General features: G+C 50.6%; 18 protein-coding genes. 5 read left to right on the forward strand and 13 right to left on the reverse strand.

What is annotated here, in order from left to right; all coding sequences use genetic code 11:
- Window positions 1–24: 24 nt before the first annotated feature.
- Window positions 25–2,424, reverse strand: coding sequence for a DNA internalization-related competence protein ComEC/Rec2 (locus RC73_RS13320; RefSeq protein WP_327268874.1), 2,400 nt, complete (start codon window positions 2,422–2,424; stop codon window positions 25–27).
- 29 nt (window positions 2,425–2,453) lie between these two features.
- Here RC73_RS13320 and RC73_RS13325 point away from each other — a divergent pair, with 29 nt between their 5' ends.
- Window positions 2,454–2,960, forward strand: a complete 507-nt coding sequence (locus tag RC73_RS13325) for a DUF2062 domain-containing protein (RefSeq protein WP_039035101.1) — start codon at window positions 2,454–2,456, stop codon at window positions 2,958–2,960.
- Window positions 2,961–3,136: 176 nt separating this feature from the next.
- Here the strand turns inward: RC73_RS13325 and lolE are convergent, their stop codons facing one another.
- From lolE to RC73_RS13340, 3 genes are read right to left on the reverse strand one after another with little or no spacing between them, the layout of a single operon-like run.
- The gene (gene lolE / locus RC73_RS13330) at window positions 3,137–4,396 is read right to left on the reverse strand and encodes a lipoprotein-releasing ABC transporter permease subunit LolE (protein ID WP_039035102.1); all 1,260 of its coding nucleotides are present in this window, start codon (window positions 4,394–4,396) and stop codon (window positions 3,137–3,139) included.
- Window positions 4,393–5,109 carry a lipoprotein-releasing ABC transporter ATP-binding protein LolD gene (gene lolD / locus RC73_RS13335; RefSeq protein ID WP_052248195.1) on the reverse strand — a complete coding sequence of 239 codons (717 nt, stop codon included), beginning with the start codon at window positions 5,107–5,109 and terminating at the stop codon, window positions 4,393–4,395. Before lolD ends, lolE begins: the two co-directional genes overlap by 4 nt.
- The gene (locus RC73_RS13340; protein ID WP_039035104.1) at window positions 5,102–6,334 is read right to left on the reverse strand and encodes a lipoprotein-releasing ABC transporter permease subunit; all 1,233 of its coding nucleotides are present in this window, start codon (window positions 6,332–6,334) and stop codon (window positions 5,102–5,104) included. The genes lolD and RC73_RS13340 overlap by 8 nt, the downstream gene beginning before the upstream one ends.
- Window positions 6,335–6,430: 96 nt before the next feature.
- Between RC73_RS13340 and RC73_RS21175 the strand changes: the two genes are divergently transcribed.
- The 3 genes from RC73_RS21175 to RC73_RS13355 are packed head-to-tail and all read left to right on the forward strand — an operon-like array spanning window position 6,431 to window position 11,675.
- A complete protein-coding gene (locus tag RC73_RS21175) occupies window positions 6,431–7,027 on the forward strand; it encodes a hypothetical protein (protein ID WP_039035105.1) in 597 nt (198 codons plus the stop codon).
- A gap of 53 nt (window positions 7,028–7,080) precedes the next feature.
- The gene (gene mfd, locus RC73_RS13350; protein WP_039035106.1) at window positions 7,081–10,545 is read left to right on the forward strand and encodes a transcription-repair coupling factor; all 3,465 of its coding nucleotides are present in this window, start codon (window positions 7,081–7,083) and stop codon (window positions 10,543–10,545) included.
- Window positions 10,545–11,675: a CsiV family protein gene (locus RC73_RS13355; protein WP_039035107.1), complete on the forward strand. Its 1,131-nt coding sequence runs from the start codon at window positions 10,545–10,547 to the stop codon at window positions 11,673–11,675. The genes mfd and RC73_RS13355 overlap by 1 nt, the downstream gene beginning before the upstream one ends.
- Here the strand turns inward: RC73_RS13355 and RC73_RS13360 are convergent, their stop codons facing one another.
- From RC73_RS13360 to nagZ, 3 genes are all read right to left on the reverse strand, one after another.
- Window positions 11,676–11,948, reverse strand: a complete 273-nt coding sequence (locus RC73_RS13360; protein WP_039035108.1) for an acylphosphatase — start codon at window positions 11,946–11,948, stop codon at window positions 11,676–11,678.
- 295 nt (window positions 11,949–12,243) lie between these two features.
- On the reverse strand, window positions 12,244–12,804 hold the full coding sequence (gene ycfP / locus RC73_RS13365) for an alpha/beta hydrolase YcfP (RefSeq protein WP_039035109.1): 561 nt from the start codon (window positions 12,802–12,804) through the stop codon (window positions 12,244–12,246).
- Window positions 12,805–12,886: 82 nt separating this feature from the next.
- Window positions 12,887–13,903: a beta-N-acetylhexosaminidase gene (gene nagZ / locus RC73_RS13370; protein ID WP_039035123.1), complete on the reverse strand. Its 1,017-nt coding sequence runs from the start codon at window positions 13,901–13,903 to the stop codon at window positions 12,887–12,889.
- A gap of 295 nt (window positions 13,904–14,198) precedes the next feature.
- On the opposite strand from nagZ, the gene RC73_RS13375 reads away from it, so the two are divergent.
- Window positions 14,199–15,575 carry an L-serine ammonia-lyase gene (locus tag RC73_RS13375; protein ID WP_039035110.1) on the forward strand — a complete coding sequence of 459 codons (1,377 nt, stop codon included), beginning with the start codon at window positions 14,199–14,201 and terminating at the stop codon, window positions 15,573–15,575.
- Between the two features lie 198 nt (window positions 15,576–15,773).
- On the opposite strand, the gene rfbA is transcribed toward RC73_RS13375, so the two are convergent.
- From rfbA to RC73_RS13405, 6 genes are all read right to left on the reverse strand, one after another.
- Window positions 15,774–16,646, reverse strand: coding sequence for a glucose-1-phosphate thymidylyltransferase RfbA (gene rfbA / locus RC73_RS13380; protein WP_039035111.1), 873 nt, complete (start codon window positions 16,644–16,646; stop codon window positions 15,774–15,776).
- Entirely contained in the window at window positions 16,646–17,743 is a 1,098-nt protein-coding gene (rfbB, locus tag RC73_RS13385; RefSeq protein WP_039035112.1) for a dTDP-glucose 4,6-dehydratase, read from the reverse strand. The genes rfbA and rfbB overlap by 1 nt, the downstream gene beginning before the upstream one ends.
- Window positions 17,744–18,021: 278 nt before the next feature.
- Window positions 18,022–19,968: a nucleoside-diphosphate sugar epimerase/dehydratase gene (locus RC73_RS13390; RefSeq protein WP_039035113.1), complete on the reverse strand. Its 1,947-nt coding sequence runs from the start codon at window positions 19,966–19,968 to the stop codon at window positions 18,022–18,024.
- 356 nt (window positions 19,969–20,324) lie between these two features.
- Complete coding sequence (locus RC73_RS21180; RefSeq protein WP_039035114.1) at window positions 20,325–20,873, reverse strand: sugar transferase; 549 nt, start codon at window positions 20,871–20,873, stop codon at window positions 20,325–20,327.
- Window positions 20,874–20,882: 9 nt separating this feature from the next.
- Window positions 20,883–21,836: a UDP-glucose 4-epimerase family protein gene (locus RC73_RS21185; RefSeq protein ID WP_039035115.1), complete on the reverse strand. Its 954-nt coding sequence runs from the start codon at window positions 21,834–21,836 to the stop codon at window positions 20,883–20,885.
- Window positions 21,837–21,844: 8 nt separating this feature from the next.
- Window positions 21,845–22,957, reverse strand: coding sequence for a glycosyltransferase family 4 protein (locus tag RC73_RS13405; protein ID WP_039035116.1), 1,113 nt, complete (start codon window positions 22,955–22,957; stop codon window positions 21,845–21,847).
- Window positions 22,958–23,186 lie beyond the last annotated feature (229 nt).

Consider the following 23,186-nt stretch of genomic DNA (forward strand, 5'->3'; position numbering starts at 1 on the left):
TATATTTATGACAAAGTCGCCATTCTACTCTGGATTCCCTGCCATACCAAACCCAAACAAGCGGTTATACCAAAATGGCGCCAGATCCTGGCGGTAACTGTGCACTGTGTAACCTTGCCCATCAAAGTGGATACTCACCTGCCCCAGCTCGCCGGAAATCAAGGCTTGGGCGCCAAAGGCCTGATACCTCAAGCGTATCTCCTCTTTGGGAAACCCCCAGCGATTGCCATGCCCGGCCGCAAACAACACCCGCTCAGGTGCTATTGCGCCGATAAACTCAGGGTGAGATGAGGTGCGACTGCCATGATGGGGCGCCAGTAAAATATCACTCTCGATTGCGCTTTTTCCATGCAATAAGGCGACCTCACCGGCCAGTTCTATATCCCCCGGCAGCAACACTCTATGATGACCATCGAAGAGCTGCAGCACGCAAGAGCCGTTATTGCCAGGCTCAGGTACTTGGGGGCCAAGAAAATTCAGCTCTATCCCTTGCCAATCGAGCATCCCCGGGCGGCAGCCCCTGTGCCAACGCTTTGAATAACGGCTCTTGAGCTCAGACACATCGGTGATCAACCCTGCCTTGTCAAAGGCCTGCATCAGCACTTGGGCGCCACCGGCGTGGTCATTATCGCCATGGCTGATAATCAGGTAATCAAGTTTGGTCACACCTTTGGCACCAAGAAAAGGCACTATCACCCGCTCGGCGTAGCTGAAACGCTCGCCAAAGGCCGCACCTGTATCATAAAGCAATGCATGTGGCCCTTTTTGTACCACCACAGCCAGCCCCTGGCCCACATCCAACATATGCATTTGCCAGCCCTTGGGTTTGAGCAGGCCAAGCCATAGCCCGAGCTGCAGTACAAAGGGTAATATCAGCAACATCGCCACGCCCCGGCCCTTGGGCAACATACGCCAACAAAGCCATGCCGGAAACAACAATAGCGCCGCGGCGCTGAGAGCCTGCGGCAACATGAGCCAGCCACCGGGAAGCTGACTATTGAACTGCCATAATTTTTGCACCGGCCAGAGACTGAAAGCCGCCAGTTGCCAAGGCATAAGTGCCACAGCATCCATCCCCAAGGCGGAGAACACCGACCACAGCAGCAGTGCCAGCAGCGCCAGGGGGATCACCAGCAAACTGAACCAAGGCACCAACAGCAAGTTGAGCCACAGGCTGTGAACCGTCACGGCGCCGAAGAGTATCGCCTGCAGTAGCGACAGTCCCAGACAAAGGCGCCACTGTATTGCCCAGAATGCCAAGGCCCAGCGCTTGAGCTTGGCTGGCCAGTGGGTCAGTACTTGCTCCTGCTCCAGAACCTTAGGATTATGAACTTGATAATTAAGGCTCAACAAAATTAACGCCAACGCCGAAAATGACAACCAAAAGCCGCCGCTGAGACTGGCCAAGGGATCTATCAAGAGTACGCAGGCCAGTGCCCACAACAGCCGCTCCCAGGCCGAGGTATAGCGCATCATTAAAGTCGATAACACCAGCAAACACAGCATCAACAAGGCTCTTTGGGTGGCAATGGCAAAACCTGCCAGATAGGCATAAAAGAGTGCCATCAGCAACGCCGCCAAAGATGCCAGTACCAGATTGCGCCGCCCATAGACAGGTGCCCAACGCTTGAGCGCTCCAAAACTCAGCAGATAACACCAGAAGGCGACAACCGAAAGATGCAACCCCGAAATCGCCACCAAGTGGGCATTGCCGGACTGGCGCAACTCTTGCCAGCGCGCCTCGGAGAAGAGTGACCGCTCACCCAAGGTCAGCGCCAGCAGCAGATCGCCGCCCTCAATTTCGGCCAATACTGGAGTTAACTCCGTGACCCAACGTGCCCTGAGCCCAGTTGATGGCAACAGCCGCTCGGCGGATATTACCTGGCCTCTGGCGGTTATCCGCTCACCGAGCAGATAACGCTGACGATTGAAGCCGCCCTGATTGAGCACGGCGGCAAAGGATCTGGGTTTGACTTCAAACTGCCACACCTCACCCAATTGCGGCGATGGCAATGCATCTCCCTGCCAGCTCAAACGCCACTTTGGAGCCAGGGGCGCCCAAAGGGTTAAAGAATTATCATCAATTGGCCGAATATCCATGCGGATCCAGTCGCCGTTTGCAGAAACTAGTGATATGATTTCGCCCCGCAGTGTCTGATTAACAGACGTTTCAGAGCTGAATGATGAGTCAGTAAGGCTTTTAATATCAATGACTAACTGACAGTAAACACTGACCCACAGCACGCCGCCCAAAGCACCATAGAGCAAAGCACTTCCCTTGGGAACCCAGCTCCCGCTCCAGACTCTGAGGCACAGTACCAGCAGCACTGCAATAATTGGCAATGAGAATAAGGGCGGTATCCAAGGCCAAAGCATGGCCGAAAGTACGACGATGCCAAAGCCCGATAAGCATTGATTCATCATTGAGTAATTTAAGACAGCAATCTGAGCCTATGCCAAAAAAGATCATTCAGAGATTCATGCCCGATCCGGAGAAACTGAGGAATCATAAACACCTCAAGATCTTCGGCAGCCTGCTGAACAAACCCAATCTTTGGGCACTGAATCGCCGCTCTGCCCCCGGCGCCTTCGCCATAGGCCTGTTTGTTGCCTGGATGCCAATGCCGTTTCAAATGGTGCTGGCAGCGGCGCTGGCAATCTACTTTCATGTCAATCTGCCGGTGTCGGTCGCCTTGGTTTGGATTACCAACCCAGTAACTATGCCGGCCATGTTTTATCTGGCTTATTTGATAGGTGCCAAGCTGCTCAATCACCCGCCGCAGCAGTTTGTCTTCGAAGCCAGTTGGGCCTGGATAGAATCCTCCATCAGCACCATAGGCCCACCTTTCCTGTTCGGTTGTTTGGTATTGGGTGTGGTCAGTGCCCTGACGGGATATTTTGTGATCAAGAGTGCCTGGCAGTACTCCATCTATCTGCAGTGGCAAAAACGACGTAAATAACCGCTGCTGGCAGTAACGTCACTGGAGCGGCACAATTCAGGGATACTTCAGGAATACTTTAGGGATACATAGTTTTAGCGCTGACCAAACTTGGTACCCAAAGTACATTCCGCCAGTAAAAAGCAAGAACCCGGCCATGGCCGGGTTCTTGCTTTTTAGGATTTTCCTGTCGCTTATCAGCGCCCGGCCAGGGCGATTGCCGGGGCGATGCGACTGGCCCTGAACGCCGGATACAAGGTAGCCAGCAGACTCATCAGCAGCGCCATAGTGACCACGGCCAACACATCGGTGAGCTCGAGCCTGGATGGCAAGAAATCGATAAAATAGATATCCCCCGAGAGCAACTTATGCCCGGTCAACTGCTCAATCCCCTTGGCGATAGCCGAAAGATTCTTGGCCAGCAATACCCCCAGCAAGGTTCCTATGGCGCAGCCAAGCACACCATTGAGCGCGCCCTGGACAATAAATACCAGCATCACGGCGCCGCGCTTAAGTCCCATGGTCATCAAGATGGCGATTTCCGAAGCCTTGTCACGCACCGCCATTACCAGGGTGGAGACTATGTTGAAACAGGCCACACCTATTACCAATGCCAGCACCAGATACATGACGGTGCGCACCAGCTGAATGTCCTGGTAAAGATGCCCCTGGGTGCGGGTCCAGTCGTTGAGATACAAAGTCTGGCTCTGGGCATAACCCAGCTCGCGAATCAGCCGCGGCGCTTCAAATACCCGCTCAACCTTGATTCTCACCCCGGTCACCTCGTCTGCAAGCCCTAGCAGGCGCTGGGCATAGGCCATGGGTACATAAGCTGTGGTGTATTCAAGCTCGCCGCCGAGACGAAAACTGCCGCTTATCAACAACGAATGACTGCGGGCCTGCGCCAGTTGACCACTGCCCTTGCCATGGGGTGATGGCAGATAGAGGGTCAGGCGATCACCCACCTTAAGTCCCAGTTTGTCCAGCATTCCCTGGCCCAGCACTATATGATTGCTGTCACCCTCAAGGCTCTGCCAGCTTTCCTGTGTCAGATACTGACTCAGGGTCGAAACCCGCGCTTCAGCCTCGGGGTTAACCCCCACCACAGACAAGCCGACAAAGCCGCCCGGCTTTTGCACCAAGCCCTGCATGCGTACCAGCGGAGCAGCGGCGCTGATGCCGTCGATTTGCTCGGCGTCCGACACTATCTGACGCCAATCGTGAATAGGTTCGCGGACCTGGCTCAACTCCCCTTGGGGCACAACCCCGAGCAGGCGCTGCTCCAGCTCGCGCTCAAAGCCGTTCATCGCCGACAGCACCAGAATAAGCACGGCGACCCCGAGGGCGATACCTGCGGTGGAGGCAAAAGAGATAAAACTGATAAAGCTGCTGCTCTGGCGGGCACGGTAAAAGCGCCAGCCGATGATCAGGGGCAGCAAGGCGGGATGCGCCGTCATTGGCCCGCCTCCGGCGTCGACAAACGACCATCGACCATCTGCAGCTGCCTATCCATCCTGGCCGCCAATTGATGATCATGGGTTACCACCACAAAAGCCGTGCCCAGTTGCGAGGCCAGCTCGCGGATAAGCTCATAGACAGCCTCGCCGCTGTGGGCATCCAGGTTACCCGTAGGTTCATCGGCAAGTACCACTTTGGGGCTGTTGATCAAGGCCCTGGCAATGGCCACCCGCTGGCGCTCACCACCGGAAAGCTCCGCCGGGGTGTGCTCCAATCTATGTCCCAGCCCCACTCTTTCGAGCAAGGCCTTGGCCTGTGCTCGCACTTCCGCCTTGGGTCGACCGGCAATCAGCCCCGGCATGGTCACGTTTTCCAGGGCGTTGAATTCGGGTAACAGATGATGAAACTGGTAGATAAAGCCCATCGCCTGATTGCGCAGCTGTGCCTGACGGGAGGCCGAGGCCTTGTATAAGTCCTCGCCTTCGAGCAACACCTGACCGGCAGAGGGCTTATCCAGGGTGCCAAGAATATGCAGCAAGGTACTCTTGCCCGAGCCCGAACTGCCGACAATCGCCAACTGCTCCCCCGGATACACCTTGAGGTCGACCTGCTCCAGCACCTTGGTGCTGAGCTTACCTTCCTGATAACTCTTGCTGACGGCTTTGGCTTCAAGGAGCGCGGCTTGTTGCATGGTATTGATTCTCTTATTCATATCTAAGTGCAGTCGCAGGTTCTACCCGGGCGGCCCGAATGGCCGGGTACAAGGTGGCGGCCAGGGTCATCAGCAGAGTGCCGATGGCGATAAGCACCAGCTGCTGCGGTTCCAGCTGCACGGGTAACCTCTGCCCGGCGCCCAATACGGCGATCCCCAGGGTCGACAGCAGCGGATTGATGTTGAGGGTGGCCACTATGCCAACCCCTAGGCCCAGCGCCAGGCCTATCAGGGCGTTGAGGGAGCCCTGGGAGATAAAAATGGTCATGATATCCAGCCTGCCCAGCCCCTGGGTCTTGAGCACGGCGACATCGGCAGTTTTATCCACCACCATCATCACCAGCGCCGAGACGATATTGAAGGCCGCCACCGCGACAATCAGGCTCAACATCAAAGACATCATGTTCTTTTCCATCTTCACCGCGGCGAACAGATGGCCATAACTGTCACGCCAGTCGCTGACGCTCACCTCAACGCCCTTATCTTCGAACAAATGTTCAACCTTGGGCGCCAGCGCCGGGGCGCTGAAGGGGTCGCTCAGAAACAGTCTGAGATCCTGAATTTGCTTTGGCGACTGACGCATCAAGCGGCGGGCATCTTCATAGTGCAGAAAAGCCACCCCGGCATCGACCTGAGACCCCATCTCAAAAATACCCGCCACTTCAAAAATTCGCTGGCTAGGAACAGGCCCAAGCGGCGAGTACACCACACCATCACCGCTGAGCAGACGCAGCTTGTCACCGGTGGCAACATTGAGCCGCCGTGCCAGCTCTGAGCCCAACAACACCCGGTAGCTGCCGCTGCTGAGCGAATCGAAGGCATCCAGATAGGCGTGTTTGGCTACAACCGAGAGATTTTTCTCGGCCTCGGGGTAGATGCCATAGAGCTGCACCGCACTGATATTATCGGCCGACTGGGCCATCGCCTGGGTGGTCGCCGAAGGCGCCAACCCAAGCACGCCGGGCAATTGTTGCAAATCGCCTTTAAAGCTCTGCCAGTCGTCAAAAGAGTTGTCCGTATGGACCGTCAGTTGTGGGATAGCCCCCAGGATTCGGGTCTTGAGCTGGCCTTCCAGGCCGTTCATCACAGAGCTGACAATAATCAATGCTGCCACCCCGAGAAAAATCCCGCTGACGGCGAAGAAGGTAATAAAGGAAGCAAAAGCGTTGGCCTTGCGGGCACGCCAGTAACGATAACCTATGTAAAATGAGAGTCCCGGATTCATGAGAGGGATAGCATGTCCTGTGCGCTGCGCTTGCTAAATCAATGAAGTGGGCACGATAATAGGTGGATTGACCGGGTAAATACAAGAGGCGGGACCTTGTTTCCTGAATCCAATCCATACTTCAGCGTGCCCCACGCCTTTGATGTCTATCTCAGCCTCTGGCCCAAGGACACTCCCTTGCCGACCGAGAGTCAACTGCTGGCGATGCAATCCACCGGCTTGAAACTGATGAGCGAGGTCAAGGCGCTGGAAGCCGGCTGTTTGTTGCAGCTGAGGCAACTCGGCGATGAGGGCCGGGCGATAGTCGACTACCTCAAACTCCAGTCCCGTAAGATAGATCTGGTGTTGCAGCACGTATTGGAGCAGGAGAGCCGCGAAGGCCAACACTGCCCCGGGGTGCAATTTGGCGGCAGCGGCGTGCGGGTGCAATTACCCCAGGCACTGGACGCCGGTACATTTTGTAAGCTGACCCTGTTTATTCGCGATGAAATCCTGTCCTTGCAGTGTATCGCCTCGGTGCGGGAATGCCGCGACGACCCAGACCATGAAGGCCAGTTTCTGGCCGATCTCGACTATCGGGTGATCCAGGATGCCGATATCGAACTCTTGGTCAAGGCCAGTCTCAGCGTGCAACAAAAACAGCTCAAAAGGCGTAAAGCCAGTCAGGATCCCAACTGGCATGAGCCATCCTAAATCTCTACAATGGTGCGCAATCCATTCAGAATGAATCTGTTATCACATCTTCAATGAATAAGTTTTCTGTACTGGCGCCTGCGGGTGCCCCAAAGGCCGGCGAGATCCGCCATCTCGGCCTCGGCGAAGGCGTGGAGCGCGCGCTGACCTTGGCCAACCTCGCCCGCCAACATCAAGGTGTCAGCCTGTTGGTAACAGCGGATACGCCAACCGCCCTGACACTGGAAGCCGAACTCAAATACCTTCTGGGTGATGCCCTGCCCGTGTGGTTGTTTCCCGATCGGGAGACCCTGCCCTACGACAGCTTTTCGCCGCATCAGGATCTAATCTCCCAGCGGCTGGAAACCCTGTCAAGGTTGCCAAGTGCCAAGCGCGCCCTGGTAATAGTGCCCATCAACACCCTGATGGTGCGACTGCCGCCCAAGTCCTTCCTGTCGGCCAATGTGATGTTGCTGAACAAGGGTGACAACTACAGCCTGCAACAGATGCGCGAGCACTTGGTCAGCGCCGGTTATCATCTGGTCGGCCAGGTTTATGAACATGGCGAATTTGCCATTCGCGGCTCGATTCTGGATATCTTTCCCATGGGCTCAGCCGAGCCGCTGCGAATTGAACTATTCGATGATGAAGTGGAATCGATTCGCCATTTCGATCCTGAAACCCAGCTATCCAAGGAACCCCTGTCGCAGGTACGAATGCTGCCGGCCAAGGAGTTCCCCACAGATGAGCGGGCCATAGAAGGCTTCCGCCAGCGTTATCGGCGCTATTTTGAAGTATTGGTTAAAGAGCCCGAGTCCATCTATCAGCAGGTGAGCCGCCATTTGATGCCCGCCGGTATCGAAAACTACCTGCCCTTGTTCTTTGATGAAACCGCGACCCTATTCGACTATTTTGTCGGCGATGTGCAACTGCTGACGCTGGGCGACCTGCAGCAGGCCGCCGACACCCACCTCGCTCAGGTGCGCAATCGCTATGAAGACAGGCGGGTCGATCCGCTGCGGCCCTTGCTGGCCCCGGCCGACCTATATCTGTTGACCGAGCAGCTGTTTGCCGCCTTCAAGCGCTGGCCAAGACTGCAGCTGAGCCAGGTGGATGCCCAAAAACAGCAGCAATTGGCTGCAGTAAGCACGCTGCCGGATATCTCGGTCAACCATAAGCTGAAGCAGCCCTTGCAGGCGTTGGCCGACTATATCACCTCGGCAGGCAGAGTTCTGCTGAGCGCCGAATCCGAAGGCCGCCGCGAGGCGCTGATGGAGCTGCTGGCCAAGATAGAGTTGCGCCCGGTACTGTTCCCGCATCTCAAGGCGTTTATCGACTCGGATGCACAGCTGGGGTTAATCGTCTCGCCCCTTGCCAAGGGCTGCATACTCAATGAGCCCAAGCTCAGCATTATTTGCGAGACCGAGCTCTTCGGTCAGCGGATCTCCCAGCAGAGGCGGCGGGAAAAACAGCGCCAGATCAGCAGCGATGCCCTGATTAAAAACCTCGCCGAGCTCAAGGTCGGCCAACCCATAGTGCACCTGGAGCACGGGGTCGCCCTCTATCAGGGGCTGGAAACCCTGGATACCGGCGGTGTGGTAGCCGAATACCTCAAGCTGGAATACGCCGGTGGCGACAAACTCTATGTGCCTGTGTCGTCGCTGCACCTCATCAGCCGCTACGCCGTGGCGCCGGATGAATCCCCCAACCTCAACAAGTTGGGCAACGAAAGCTGGGCCAAGGCCAAGAAGAAGGCGATAGAGCGCATTCGCGATGTGGCCGCCGAGCTGCTGGATGTTTACGCCCGCCGTCAGGCCCGCCCCGGTGAGGCCTGTGAACTGGATGAGGCCGAATACGCCCTGTTCGCCCAGGGTTTCCCATTCGAAGAAACAGTGGATCAGGAAACCTCCATCGCCGCCGTTCTCGCCGATATGCAGTCACCGGTGGCCATGGACCGTCTGATCTGTGGTGACGTGGGCTTTGGCAAGACAGAAGTGGCCATGCGCGCCGCCTTTGTTGCCGTCAACGCCGGCAAGCAGGTGGTGGTGTTGGTGCCCACGACGCTGCTGGCTCAGCAGCACTATGAAAACTTCAAGGACAGGTTCGCCGACTGGCCGGTGCAGATTGAAGTCATGTCCCGTTTTCGCACCGCCAAAGAGCAGCAACAGGTGATTGCCGACCTGGCAAACGGCAAGGTGGATATTGTTATCGGCACCCATAAGCTGCTCAACAGCGAGGTGAAATTTGACGCCCTCGGCCTGCTTATCATAGATGAGGAGCACAGGTTCGGGGTACGGCAGAAAGAGAAGATCAAGGCGCTCAGGGCCAATGTGGATATTCTCACCCTGACGGCGACCCCTATTCCCCGCACCCTGAATATGGCCATGTCCGGCATGCGGGATCTGTCGATTATCGCCACCCCGCCGGCCAAACGCCTGGCGGTGAAAACTTTTGTGCGCGAATACGACAAGGCCAGTGTCCGTGAGGCCATAGAGCGGGAGATCCTCCGTGGCGGCCAGGTCTATTACCTGCACAACAATGTGGAGAGCATAGAGAAACGCGCCGAGGAGCTACGCGAGCTGTTGCCCGATGCCAGAGTGGTAGTGGCCCACGGCCAGATGCGCGAGCGCGAGCTGGAGCGGGTAATGTCAGATTTTTACCACAGACGCTACAACGTGTTGGTGTGTACCACCATTATTGAAACCGGTATCGATGTGCCGAGCGCCAACACCATCATCATAGAGCGGGCCGACACCTTCGGATTGGCGCAGCTGCATCAGCTCAGGGGCCGGGTTGGCCGCTCCCATCACCAGGCTTATGCCTATCTGATGACCCCGCATCCGAAACGCATGACCTCAGATGCCCGCAAGCGCCTGGAAGCGATTGACGCCCTGGAAGATCTCGGCGCCGGCTTTATGCTGGCGACTCAGGATCTGGAGATCCGCGGCGCCGGTGAATTGCTGGGGGATGAGCAGAGCGGCCATATCTCCAAGATAGGCTTCAGCCTCTATATGGAGATGCTGGAGTCGGCGGTCAAGGCGCTGAAACAGGGCAAAGAGCCATCCCTGGCGCAGATGCTCAACCAGCAGTGCGAAATCGAGCTGAGGATCCCGGCGCTGTTGCCGGAAGACTATGTGGGCGATGTCAATATTCGCCTGTCGCTCTACAAACGGATAGCCAACTGCACTACGGAAGCGGCACTGGATGAACTCAAGGTGGAACTGATTGACCGTTTCGGTTTGTTGCCTGAAGCCACCCGTAACCTGATGCAACTGACACTGTACAAACATCAGGCCACCGCGCTCGGGCTGAAAAAACTCGATTTTCACGCCCGCGGCGGCAGTGTCGAGTTCGGTGACGATCATATTATCGATCCCGGCTTTATCATTGGCCTGTTGCAATCCCAGCCACAAATCTATCGAATGGATGGACCGAATAAGTTAAAGTTCACCCTGGCGGCCGAAAGCAGTAAAGAACGCCTGGATATGGTGGGTCTACTGCTGCAACAACTGGCACAACACACTGTGGGAGAAAAATAGTGTATCGAAATATGCTGGCAACCCTGGCTCTGGGGCTGACACTTTCGCCTGTATTGCAGGCGGCACAATACCCTTGGTACGAAGTCGAGGTATACCTGTTTGAGCGCCCCGGGCCAAGCACGGAAAAGTGGCCGGATACGCCGCTGGAGCTCAAGCTGAACAAGACCATAGACTTGATCACTCCCCAGGTCGCCACCGAAATCAGCTCAGGCAGCATGGCTGTGGGAGACTGTGATCCGCAATGGCAATCTCAATCCGCAGACAACGCAGCAGATAAGGCTCTCAATAACGATGCCTCCGGTTCGCAGCGCGGCCGCCCCCTTCAGGCAGGCCAAGTGATATCTCTGGCCCAGGCCGATAACACGACTCAAACGGATACCGCCGCTTTGCCTTGCCAACAGCAGCAAGCGGAAATCCGTATGCCCAAGCAGTTGCCTGTGAATATCAGCCCCAGAGACAGCAGCACAGCAAGCCAACCCGGCGCCCTGCTGCTCAGTGAAAGTCAGGCCCAATTTGGCGGTGTTATCAATGCCCTCAAGCGGCAACGCGGTTTGAAAGGGCTTTTGCATCTCACCTGGCAGCAACAGATGAAACCACGCCACAGAGCCGAGGCACTGCATCTCTTTGGGGGCCGTAACTTTGGCTCGGACTTCAAGCTTTCAGGCTTGCCCCAGAGCCAGTTGGACACGGCTTCGAACTCATCTTTGAATGGCTTATCAGAAAACTTATCGGAAGAAAAACTGTCTGGGCAAGCATTGGACAATGGCCTGAGTGAAGCAACTCAAATGGGCAGTGAGGAATATACAGCGCTTGGGAGCTTGATGGTGCCGCAAACGCCCAAGGCGGTGTGGGAGTTGGATGGGCTTTTGAATATCTATCTCAGCCATTATCTCTATGTGGAAACCCGCTTTAATTTGAGGGAGGCCGGTTTTAAATCTCTGGCCACCCAGGAAGGTGAGCCTGAGCTGCAAACCCCCTTTCTTTACAGCATTCCCATGGAGCAAAATCGCCGTATTCGCAGCGGGGAAATACACTACTTCGATCATCCCAGAATGGGGATGATCCTACAGGTAAGGCGTATGGCTCAGCCGGGCAGCCAAACTCAAGCTGAAAGTAGCGAAGAGCTCTGATCAGTGGCTGATAGAGAAGTCGAGGTAGATCTCATCTGCCTCGTCTTCCTCAACATAGACACTGTCGACCCGCGCCTGAGGTGGCCCCTGTTCGCACCAGGTTATTAAGTGATCGACTGCCGGGAAGGCACCCTGCGCCAACACTTCTACCGAACCATCTTCTTTGTTGCGCACATAACCAGTCACCCCCAGTGACTGAGCCTTTTGCTGGGTAAAGCGTCTGAAACAGACTCCCTGCACCTTGCCTTTCACAGTCAGCAGCACCCGCTTCATGGGCGTCTCCTTGTGGCTTCATTATCTTGCTACGCTTATAAATCAAGCAGTTGATTAACAAAAAAGCAAAAAAAACAGCTAACAAAAGAGTGTTAGCTGCATCGGGCGACATACGCAAAATGTCCGGTAATTTTGCAACCACAAAGCGTAACACTTTGTATCAAAATCACCATAAAAGGTAACTTTACACAGCTACAGGCCCGATGCAACCAGCGCAACATACAGAACAACAACCCGAAACCCCTCTCGTGATATTGATCACAAAAAGGGCTCATTTTACCGCATAGAAGATTGTTTAACCGACGCGCTCTACACCCTCATTCTGCTTGAAGGCTTTAATCTGAGTCAAATGGCTCGCCAGCGAGGCAAACTTATGACTCTGCTGTTTGTCCCAAATCACTTCATAATAGCGGCTTAGCAAGGCATGGCTGCGGGTGCTGTCCAAGACCTCATCCTCGGTCGACAGCAGGCACAGGGCGCGGTTACGGTTCTTGCTGCGAAAATCGGTCACGCACTTGCTGGCAATATCGGCGTACTCTTCCGGCCTGTCTATCTTGCCGGGCATGTTTTCCTCCGGCCAAAGATTGGGGTTGACCAATACCGCCTTGAGCCCGGACAGGAAAGCGATCCGCTCGGCCCAATAAGCTCCCAGCCCCACACCTATGATCAATGGCTTGGGATCGTCAGTGAGTTTAAGCTGCTTACTGACCTCATTCAGCAGATGCTGCATATCGTGTCTGGGATGCTGGGTACTGTAGCTGATGAGACGCACATCATCATCAATAAACTGTAACTGCCTGACTTTTTCATGATTACCCGGGCTGGTGGCATCAAATCCGTGAAAATACAAAATCATTTTGTTTCCTCAAGTCTCATTCCAGTCATGGTTATACAGGTTTCAAACTAACCAAGTTAGGTTGCGCCTATATTGTGCCAAATCAATTTTTTGTGGATGAAATCCTTGCCGCCAGCTCGCGGGCTCGCTCCCAGCGCGCTTCATCCTGCAATGCTTGCATCACCTTAGCAGAATCGGCCCTCAATGTTGCAGCCGGAAAAGGATTGCTCTCGGGCCAAGAAAAGTCCCCCAAAAGACTTCTGGCGCCCTCAGGGTCATTGCATACCAATACCATGTTACAACCGGCATCCAGTGCCGCTCTGGCCCTAGCCTGATAGTCTCCGGCGATCGCCGCCCCTTTCATGCCGAGATCGTCCGAGAAAATCACCCCGTTAAAGGCCAGTTTACCGCGCAGTTCCTGTTGGAGCCAAAAAGATGAAAAACCGGCGGGGTTAGGGTCTACTTCGGGGTAAATCACATGAGCCGGCATAATACCTTGGAGCCTCTCTTTGGCGATCAGCTGTGAAAAAGGCTGCATGTCGCACTCGGCAATCTCTTGATAGCTGCGTGGGTCGACCGGCTGGGCAATATGGGAGTCGGCCTCGACGCTGCCGTGACCGGGAAAATGTTTACCCACTGCGGCCATACCGGCCTCAGTCATGCCTTCAATAAAGGCTGTTGCCAGCGCAGTGACCTGCCCGGGCTTTGAGGCGAAACTGCGAGTGCCTATCACCTGACTGATACCATTGAGATCGAGCACAGGGGCAAAACTTAAATCTATGTCGCAGGCCAAGAGCTCAACGGCCATCAAAAAGCCCAGCTCTTTGGCCCAGGTTGACGCCAACTCCAGCGAACCTGCGGCGGCCGGCAATATATCGCCCATGGCCGGGATTTGGGTAAATCCCTCGCGAAAACGCTGTACCCTGCCCCCTTCATGATCAACGGCAATTAGCAATTCGGGACGCACCCGACGAACCGCGCGGATCAGGGCTATCAGTTGCTCTCTGTCTTGGTAATTACGGCTGAAAAGAATTAGGCCGCCAACGGCCGGATGTTGCAGGACAGAGGCCTCCTCTTGGGTCAACTCGACAGAGGCAAGATCCAGCATTAAGTGACTCATAAACATCTCCAACAGGGTACCGCGCATAAAAGCGACTGAAAAGGTACGAAATGGTGTTAGCCCCGATACAGGTATGGCAGCAAGGAAAGCGCAACCAGGGTCAATCCCTTTGTTAGCAAGGCTAATGCAACCTTAGCTTAATAAGAATAACTAATGATATTCCAGGCCAAAAGTATGGGATACTTGCCCATGGGCAGAGTAACTTGGGTCAAGGTTACTCCGAAACCTGCGCATGCGCGAGCAATGCGCCTCCCAATGACTAAAATAACAACGAAACAGCAACAGGGTTAACCAAATGATTAGCGTATTCGATATGTTCAAGATAGGTATAGGGCCTTCCAGTTCCCATACCGTGGGTCCGATGAAAGCGGGCAAAATCTTTATCGAACAACTGGCTGCAGATGACTTACTTGGACAGGTCGACGAACTGCAGGCAGAACTTTTTGGCTCTCTTGGACAAACAGGCAAGGGCCACGGTACCGGCAAGGCAGTGATTCTGGGATTGATGGGGGAAGATCCGGAAACCGTCGACACCGACAGCATAGAGGCGATTCTGGCAGAAGTAGCCGACAGCCAGACACTGACGCTCAGCGATGGCCGTAAGGTTAAGTTTACCCGCGAAGATGGTATCACCTACCACAGACGCAAGACACTGCCGGCACACGCCAACGCCATGACACTTTACGCGCTCAAGGCCGGAGAGTGTTTGTATCAACGCACTTACTACTCAGTCGGCGGCGGTTTTATTCTCGATGAGGATGAAATTCAGCAGCGTAACGCTTCTCCGGCGACTCCCATCGCCCAGGCGCCTTACGATTTCAATACCGCCAGCGAGCTGTTGGAACTGTGCAGCGAAAATGGCCTGAGCATCTCTTCATTAATGATGGCCAATGAGCTCAGCATAGCCCCCGAGAGTGAAGTCAAAGCCAAACTGTGGCATATCTGGCAAACCATGAAAGCCTGCGTCGAAAAAGGCTATCAGAAAGAAGGCATTTTGCCCGGAGGCCTTAAACTGCGCCGCCGCGCCCCGGCGCTGCATCGCCGCCTCAAGGCCGAAGGCCGCAACAATATCGATCCCCTCAATGCCATGGACTGGGTGGACTTGTTTGCCCTGTCTGTGAATGAGCAAAATGCCGCCGGCGATCGTGTGGTAACGGCGCCCACCAATGGCGCCGCCGGTATCATCCCCGCCGTGCTCTGCTACTACGACACCTTTGTTCAAGAAGTGGATGAAGATGTCTGTTGCCGTTTTCTGTTGACGGCTGCAGCCATAGGGATTCTGTACAAGAAAAACGCCTCCATTTCCGGAGCCGAGGTTGGCTGTCAGGGCGAAGTCGGCGTGGCTTGCTCCATGGCCGCCGCCGCACTGACCGAAATCATGGGTGGTACGGTCGAGCATGTTGAAAACGCGGCAGAAATCGGTATGGAACACAATCTGGGGTTGACCTGCGATCCTGTCGGCGGCCTGGTGCAGGTTCCCTGTATCGAACGAAACGCCATGGGCGCTGTCAAGGCAATCAACGCCTCACGCATGGCACTGCGCGGCGATGGTAATCACAAGGTTTCCCTGGATAAGGTGATCAAGACCATGATGGATACCGGCAAAGATATGCGCAGCAAGTACAAGGAAACCGCCAAAGGCGGCCTGGCGGTTAATATCGTCGAGTGTTGATTACCAAATCAATCTCTCCGGTAGTCCCACCAAAAACAGGACTATCTTCCCGATAAAAGAAGAGCGCCAAATTTGGCGCTCTTCTCTATTTAAAACTATCTGAACTATCGACTACCAAAACCTACATCAGTGGATGAATATTGATCTGACACAGTATTTCGAACACAGTCCAAGGCAATAACACTTTATCCTGATCTATTAATTAACTTTCAGGCATAGCTTATGCAAATACTGGCCATAATCACTATTCATCATTGGTTTTACAATCCTTAGTAGATCTTGTTTATTTAACCAGCCTTGTTGAAATGCAATCTCTTCTAAACACGCAACTTTCAAGCCTTGTACATGCTCTATCGTTTGAACAAATGAAGCTGCTTCGAGTAAACTTTCATGTGTTCCAGTGTCTAACCACGCAAAACCACGGCCTAATAGCTCAACATTCAAAGAACCATCGTTGAGATACATCTCATTGAGTGTGGTAATTTCTAATTCTCCCCGTGCAGAAGGTGTAACCTGTTTGGCAAACTCAACAACACGATTATCGTAGAAATATAAACCTGTCACAGCATAGTTAGATTTAGGATTACGCGGTTTTTCTTCTATTGAAACAGCGCGCATGTTGTTATCAAACTCCACGACTCCATAACGCTCCGGATCTTTAACCTGGTAACCAAATATAGTCGCACCATGCTCTCGACTAGCCGCATTTAGCAGCGTCTTGGTAAACGATTGACCATAAAAAATATTGTCACCTAAAACTAAACAGCAACTATCATCACCGATAAAATTTTCACCAATGATAAAAGCTTGTGCTAAACCATCAGGACTTTCTTGGATTGCATACTCAAGACGAATACCATAGTCGCTACCATTGCCTAGTAGCCGCTTAAAACTTTCGTTGTCTTCAGGCGTAGTAATGATCAAAATATCACGAATCCCCGCCAGCATTAGCGTTGATAGCGGATAGTAAATCATTGGCTTATTATAAACCGGCAATAGCTGCTTAGATACACCTCTAGTCAATGGATATAACCTTGTACCTGAACCACCGGCTAAGACAATCCCCTTCATTAATTTTTACCTTTATTTAGGTTACAAATTAAACCTAAGCGTTGTCTTTGATAAGAGCCGTCCTGAACTCGCTGACTCCAAGCCTGATTGTTAAGATACCATTGCACTGTTTTGCGCAGCCCAGTTTCAAAGGTCTCGTCAGGAGCCCAATTTAACTCTTTGCTCATTTTGGTAGCATCGATGGCATAGCGACGGTCGTGACCTGGACGATCTGCCACATAAGTAATTTGTTCCGCGTACGGAGTACCTTTAGGCATCAATTCGTCTAAAATGGCACATATTGTTTTTACCACCTCCAAATTTCGTTTTTCGTTGTGACCACCAATATTATAGGTTTCACCGACTTTTCCTTCTTTGATAACTTTATACAAAGCGCGAGCGTGGTCTTCTACATATAACCAATCACGAATTTGATCACCTTTGCCGTAAACAGGCAAAGGCTTGCCTTCCACCGCATTTAAAATCACAAGTGGGATCAGTTTTTCAGGAAATTGGAAAGGGCCATAATTATTTGAGCAATTGGTCACTATTGTTGGCAAACCATAGGTGCGCAACCAAGCGCGAACGAGGTGATCACTGGATGCTTTCGATGCCGAATACGGACTACTCGGAGCATAAGGGGTAGCTTCTGTAAATAGTGTTAACTCTTCCGAGCTTTGCACTTCATCTGGATGCGGTAAGTCACCATAAACCTCATCGGTAGAAATATGGTGAAAACGAAAAGCGCTCTTCTTATCATCAGATAGCTCGAGCCAATATGCACGAGTCGCTTCTAGGAGGGTGTAAGTACCAACTATGTTTGTTTGAATAAAATCAGCAGGAGCTGTTATTGAACGGTCTACATGAGACTCTGCTGCCAAGTGCATAACTGCATCAGGCTTATGCTCATCAAACACTCTATCTATTTCTAGTCGGTCACAGATATCAACTTGCTCAAAAGCGTATCGTTTATCTTTCTCTACGCTGACAAGAGACTCGAGATTGCCTGCATAAGTTAACTTGTCGACATTAATTACGTTGTCTTGAGTATTATTGATAATATGACGAACAACTGCAGAGCCAATGAATCCAGCCCCACCTGTGACTAGTATCTTCATTTTTCACTACCAAATTTGATGAGTTTAGCCATGCTAGGTGACTGTGACTGAGCGCGAATTCTGAAAGGTTTGGTAACCAACGTATGATTGAACGACGCATGAAAATTGTTAATAGAATTCATGCAATAGCTGCTGAGTATGGGAGCATTTTTCTAAAACATTCTGACTATTCAATTAGCTTTACCGCTACCAAGCCCCGCAACGAAAATACTAACTTGATTTTAAAAAACGAAAAAACTCCCCAAATAAAGGGGAGTTTTAATCGACTGATAGTTAAATCAAGAAACCAGAGGTATGACTTTTTTGTCCTTAATGTCGTTGTTCTTACTATCATGATTTTTCTGCAGCCAGACTAAATCACAAATACCATCTGTCGGACTAAAGCCTGTTGGTGTAGAAAGAAGAATGTCCCTTATCTCTTCATGCTGGAACTCATGACACGCTTTGTCCAAACGCGCCAAAATCGCTTCAAGTTCCGACCATTTTAAAAAGACTTCATTGGCCGTCATAATCCGCTCATGCTCAGTGCCGGTCACATCATCACCAATCAGCAACTCTTCATAGAGCTTCTCGCCTGGTCGTAGCCCCGAAAACTCGATAGCAATATCACCGTCAGGATGCTTATCATCTTTGACTTCAAAGCCACTAAGACGAATCATCTTGGTTGCCAAATCAACAATCTTTACTGACTTGCCCATATCTAACACAAAAACGTCCCCGCCTTTGCCCATAGCACCGGCTTGAATAACCAACTGAGAAGCTTCAGGTATAGTCATAAAAAAGCGGGTAATTTCTGGATGAGTTACTGTAACAGGGCCACCATTTGCTATCTGTTTTCTGAAAAGCGGCACAACGGACCCGGAAGAGCCCAGAACATTACCAAACCGAACCATACAAAAACGAGTCGCACTTCCTTTATCCGCTAATGCTTGAAGGACTAATTCAGCCATACGCTTCGTGGTCCCCATCACATTGGTGGGCCTAACAGCTTTATCAGTACTGACCAGCACAAATGTTTCAACGTTAGCTGCAATAGCAGCACGGGCAGTATACAAAGTGCCGAACACGTTGTTACGCACACCTTCTACAACATTGTGCTCAACAAGCGGTACATGCTTATAGGCAGCTGCGTGATAAACAGTCTGAACCTCAAACGCTTCCATTACCGCCTGAACACGATTCTCCCGCTGAACAGAGCCCATCATGGGATAGATCTGTACATCAAGAGATAACTCTTTCGCTATGGCTTTAAGTTCACGGTCGATGGAATACAAGCCAAACTCAGACAACTCAAACAACACCAATTTTTTAGGCGACTGCTTTAGTATCTGTCTGCATAACTCAGAACCGATAGAACCTCCGGCCCCCGTAACCATAACAACTTTGTTACGAATATTGGCCGCCAACAGATCGGCTCTGGGCGTTACGCAATCGCGCCCGAGCAGATCATCAATTTCAACTTCTTTAATATCGCTATAAAGCTTATTACCGCTGACGAGATCAGCCATCGCAGGCAAAGTCAGCACCTGTACAGCCAGCGTTTCTAACTGCTCCAAAATCGCCTGACGACGAGAGCGAGGTGCACTGGGAATGGCCAGCAATATCTTAGTGGCCGCTTTTTGCTTGATTAACGTCCTAATGATTGAAGGTGAATGAACATGTACCCCCTGAATCACAGTACCGTGCAATGTTTCATCATCATCGACAAACGCAAAAGGGTAATATTCATGGCTTTGAGAAAGTGCAGTTAACAACTGTCTGCCACTAACACCCGCGCCATAGATAATGACAGGTTCCCCGACACGCTTCATGCCCGCCCCCACCAGAGAGCGAACAATTGCCCTGGAGCCACCTATAAATACCAATGAAAATGCCGCATAAATCACAGGTACAGTTCGCGGCAATTGTGCATCAACATAAAACGCAAAAAGGACCAACATAATGGTTGAAAGCATCACGCCGAAACCAATGGCCGTAAGAGCCTGCAGTCCCATGTAGCGCAATACCGCTCGATATAACCCTAGCTTCGCAAAACCCACTAAGCTCAAAGGGACAACCATAAAAAGTAGCAGCCAGTAACGGGAATTGGCCAGAACTGCAATGTCATCGATGCGCACTAGCAATGCTGACCAAAAAGCGAAACTGAGAAATAAAGCATCAATGATAAGACTAACCACACGTTTATGCGTGCGCTTCAAACCAAACAAGCTTTGCAAAAAATCCATTTTTCGCTCCAAAAAATTTAAGTTCATAATATATTACAATCTTAAAGTATGTGACTCGACAACAGTAGCCAAAGTGCTCATATTATCACATCAATCATGCCATAGGGGTAAGCATCGGCACTTGTTACGTAAATTAGTACCGAAAGGATACCCACTCGAAGTGGTAAGGAACAACCCCCTCTTGGAAAACACGATACCTAAGAGCTATCAAGCTTGGCTTAACAAACTAAAAATCTCCCGTGAGACACTAAGTCGCGCTTTGCTAGCAAGATGAGACGACTTGGGTCGGCGTTATTGTAGCTAAAACAAGGTAATAGAGTGTATCTTCCAATAGAGAGTGCTATTTTTAGAGAGCACTATTTTACAGCATCACCGCTACCACTACCTGTCACTGTCATCAATATATACTTGAAATAGTTTTTAACATTTAAGGTATCGATCATCTTTTTATCTATTTCAGCCAATAACTTAGGTGTCGACATATCGATGTTTTGCACTTGGGCTAAACCTGTTATGCCGGGTAAAACATCATACACACCTTGTGCATCTCGCTCTTTTATTAACTCTTCTTGATTAAACAAGTTAGGACGTGGTCCCACTAAACTCATTTCACCTTTAACAACGTTAATCAACTGGGGCAATTCATCGATTTTTGTCTTACGTAGAAAGGCACCCAGCTTAGTAATTGATGCATTACTAGCAAGATGGCTAGCAACTGACTTAGTTTCAACCGACATTGTACGAAACTTGATCAACTTAAAAGGCTTCTTTTTTTTACCAACACGAGTCTGCACAAAAATTGGAGAACCTGTATCGAACATGCCAATGATAGTTATAATCAGTAATACAGGCCAAAGTATCATCAAACCAAAGAAAGCAGCCAAGAAATCAATTAGACGAATCATATGAATACTCTATATATTTTTATTGCGGAGAAAAGCTTCTGCAGCTTCTTTGAAACCGTGTTCAAGCGTTTGTGGTGGTGTCCAGCCCAGCGTGTTCTTAGTATGGGTGATGTCAACCTGCAGTGAGCCTATTAGTCTATCAACAACATCCATTTTCCCTGTTAACTTACCCACTAAACGATAGCACCACAAAGGGACGGGAAGCAATCGACACGATTTCCCTAGTGCTTGAGACATATGCTTTACCATTTCAGCTGTAGAAATATCATGGTCATCGGAAACCAAAAATACTTGGTTAGCAGCTTTGGGATGCTCAATACAGGTAACAATCAAGTCAACAAGATTGGTGACTGAAACGAGACTGCGTTTATTATCAGTAATACAACCAAATGGCAAAGGTAAGCCTTTAGAGGCCAATTTTAGTAACGAAGCAAAATTAGCCTTAACCCCTGGCCCGTAAACTAATGTAGGTCGAATGATGACGACTTCTAACCCGGTTTGTTCAGCCAGCTCTAATAATTGTACTTCAGCTTCAGATTTGGATTGCCCATAAAAATCTTCAGGGCATCTATCATCACTTTCAGTAAAAGGTTTACCAATCTCGGTTGACTCACCATTAACCTTAATCGAACTGACAAAGATAAACCGCCTGACACCAGCCTTTACTGCTTGGCGGGCTAAGTTAACAGTGCCACGAACATTAACTTCTCTGTATGATTCTAGTGGGTCTTTCACCTTATCATTCATCACATGAACACGAGCAGCACAATGAACGACACATTCCTGACCACCTAAAGCAACACTGAAATCACTTTCAGAATTGAAAACTGGGACAATTATGGCGTTTGATATTTTAGAGTTTGGTGCTCTAACGAGCGATAGAATATTAAAGTCTCTTTTATTAAGTTCAGATAACAGTTGTTGTCCCAAGAACCCACTGGTTCCTGTAAGTAAAATATTCAATTTCAATCCTAAAACTTATTATATATAGATAGGTGAATTCTTATTACATCATTTATGTCAAAAGCTGACTCAGCAAGCTTCCGCCCACTTGAAGCCAATTTAAATCTCAAATTCTTGTCTTGTACTAATTTTAAAATAGCTTCAGCTAAAGGCTTAACGCTCTTAACGGGAACAAGTAGTCCGGTTACATTGTCTTCAATAGCGTCCCTACAACCCGGAACATTTGTTGTAATAACGGCTCTCCCACAAGCGGCTGCTTCAATTAAAGATTTAGGAAGACCTTCTCTGTATGAAGGAAGAACAATAATATTGGACTCTGCAATTGTATCGGCAACATTTATACGATACCCCCAATGCTCTACTACACCCTGCTCAACCCATTCTTGTAACGCTTTAGATGAAACAGACTTTGGATTGCCAAAATCAACATCACCAACTAATATCATACGAATATCAGTTCTTTTTTTCTTGATTAATTTAGCAGCCTCAACAAACTCGACAACACCTTTATCGATCAGTAAACGAGCTAAAAACATTACGACTGGTAAGCCATCAGGCTCTTGGGTAACAGGGTAGTCCTCAAGGTTTACCCCAGAGCCTCTAATAAAACACTCCTGCTCCTTACTAACGGCACCAATGGCCTTAAGTGAATCCCTATCCGCACTATTTTGAAAAATAATCCGGTCGGATCCTTTTAAAGCTAAACGATATAATAAAAAAACAAACCGTCTTAATAAGAAAGCTTTAAAGCCCTTGGCAATAAAAACAAAACCTAAACCAGAAATCGAAGAAACTCTTTTGGGAACCCGCAAAAAACGACAAATTATGTTACCATACAATACAGGTTTAATGGTAACAAAATGTACTACATCAGGCTTAAGGAGATTTACAACATCATATATTCCTTTCAAGCTCCTAATTTCTTCCATTAAATTCAAACCACTTCTAGATAAAGTAAGAGGGTGAACTTTTACCCCACAATTTTCTAACTCTTCTTTTTTATCTGTCAATGAACAAGCAAGATGCACTTCAAACCCATTTTTGATAGCAGCCAATGCTATAGGCAACCTATGTGACACAAAAAACCAGTCAACATTAACCACGAACAACAATTTTTTCATAAAAATCTCTAATAAACAAGAAAATGCAGACAGTTATTAGTTAATAATTTGGAGTAAGCAATTATCACTTAAAACATGATAAAAAATCAAAAATAAAAATGAACAGAGTATACAATTTTTCCAGCTTATGCGGTCTGCTTGGCAAACTCAACAGGCGGCATATAGTTCAGTGAGCTATATGGGCGTTGTTGATCAAATCATTCGCTTGAACGCAACTGCCCCTAGGCTT

Source organism: Shewanella sp. ECSMB14102 (genome assembly GCF_000813075.1).
Taxonomy (GTDB): Bacteria; Pseudomonadota; Gammaproteobacteria; order Enterobacterales; family Shewanellaceae; genus Shewanella; species Shewanella indica.